General features: G+C 61.9%; 3 protein-coding genes. 1 reads left to right on the top strand and 2 read right to left on the bottom strand.

Annotated elements, in window-relative coordinates; translation table 11 throughout:
• Positions 1-457: 457 nt before the first annotated feature.
• Entirely contained in the window at positions 458-739 is a 282-nt protein-coding gene (locus A1351_RS24295) for a hypothetical protein (protein ID WP_157096040.1), read from the bottom strand.
• Between A1351_RS24295 and A1351_RS01715 the strand changes: the two genes are divergently transcribed.
• Positions 726-1,073, top strand: coding sequence for a hypothetical protein (locus tag A1351_RS01715; protein ID WP_157096039.1), 348 nt, complete (start codon positions 726-728; stop codon positions 1,071-1,073). The genes A1351_RS24295 and A1351_RS01715 overlap by 14 nt on opposite strands.
• A 42-nt stretch (positions 1,074-1,115) precedes the next feature.
• Here the strand turns inward: A1351_RS01715 and A1351_RS01710 are convergent.
• Positions 1,116-1,309: ATP-binding protein (locus A1351_RS01710; protein WP_198162191.1), on the bottom strand; the 194-nt coding region annotated here is incomplete at its 5' end.

The raw sequence follows: 1,309 nt of genomic DNA, 5'->3' as shown, positions 1-1,309 counted from the left end.
GCCTACGGCGAATGCTTACTTCACCCCTGGCCGCATGCAGTTTCACTGCGATCGAATCCGATTTCCTCGAAGGCGACGTGAAGCACGCGGGCAACATTCAGAAAGCCGACCTCCCGGACCGGGGGCAGTCTTGACTTGCGTGGTACTTCAGCGATCTGAAAGGGTGGGAAGTCCGCTTCACTCGGGCGACGGAAAAAACGACACGCGTGGAAATCAATGTCGCCTCTTCGATGTGGGGGCCGGACAAGGCCGCCCTTCAATTCGTGCCTCTAATCGGCGAGTGCGCAAAACGCCTCTCGCCCGCGCAAACAGGCAAGACGACGTAGGCGGCTGCGCCAATCAGTCTCCCCCAAGTTCAGCCCTGGTAGCTGCGTCCTGCTTCGCTAGCCATTCTCGAAGCGCACTTTTCGGCTTTGGCGGCTCTGGCGCGGCTGTCAATATCGAAAGCTCCGAACCTTCAATTTTGACGCCCGTCACCGTCAAGCCACAGGCCTGAACCGCCTTGATAGCGCGCAGGATCTCTGCTTGTGTCGGTCCACTTCTCGGCTTTCGCGGCATGTCTCGCCTCTCGTTCATGATGCGCGGGGAAGGGGATTATTATGGCCGGCTTGGCGCGTCGCAACGCGCGCGCGGGTGTCGCGAAGATGTTCGGCACGAACGGGATGACTCCTTCGGGAAACTCTATCATCCGTAGGATCTTGGTCGGCTCGAAGATGTCGTATTCGATGTGCGTCGTCATGTGGGCTTCCTTTCTTCGTTTAGGCGACGTGGGCGGCGTGGCGCCCGCCGTTGCGGGAGCGCTGGAAATTGCCGGCGACGCGGTTCGCGGCGTCGTCGACCGCGGCGGCGTGAGCGCCGGGGCCGGCAAAGAGATGAAGCGAGCCAAAGTGCTGGACGCGGGTTTGCGCCGGCTCGGGACGAACGCGCGGGCGGAAGGCGGGCGCGTCGGCAGGGCAAGAGCGCAGCGGGAGGCCGAGGTTGCTCTCATGTCGGGCGATGGCGGCCCTGGCGCGGCGCCACTCATAGGCCAGCGTGTCGATTTCCGTCGAGATTTGACCCAGGATTTCCGTTGAGAACCGACCCGGGTTGAAGATGGCTTGCGGGTCAGTCAGTCGTCAAGTTTTGGTCTTCTCCTTTGCAGGTTTGTCCGCCTTCGCGGAGCTGTCCTTGAACCGGAAGCTGTCGTTCCCGGTTTCGAGGATGTGGCAGCGGTGAGTGAGGCGATCGAGCAGAGCCGTCGTCATCTTGGCGTCCCCGAAGACGGCGGCCCATTCGCCGAAGCTGAGATTTGTCGTGATGATGACGCTGG

Origin of the sequence: Methylosinus sp. R-45379 (assembly GCF_001644125.1) — a bacterium.
GTDB lineage: Bacteria > Pseudomonadota > Alphaproteobacteria > Rhizobiales > Beijerinckiaceae > Methylosinus.
Note: the sequence above shows the minus strand (reverse complement) of the source record. Positions and strands in the feature narration are given on the sequence as shown.

Excerpts from the sequence above, each read along its gene's own strand:
- A1351_RS24295 (WP_157096040.1), bottom strand. The coding sequence starts at position 739 with ATGACGACGCACATCGAATACGACATCTTCGAGCCGACCAAGATCCTA.
- A1351_RS01715 (WP_157096039.1), top strand. The coding sequence starts at position 726 with ATGTGCGTCGTCATGTGGGCTTCCTTTCTTCGTTTAGGCGACGTGGGC.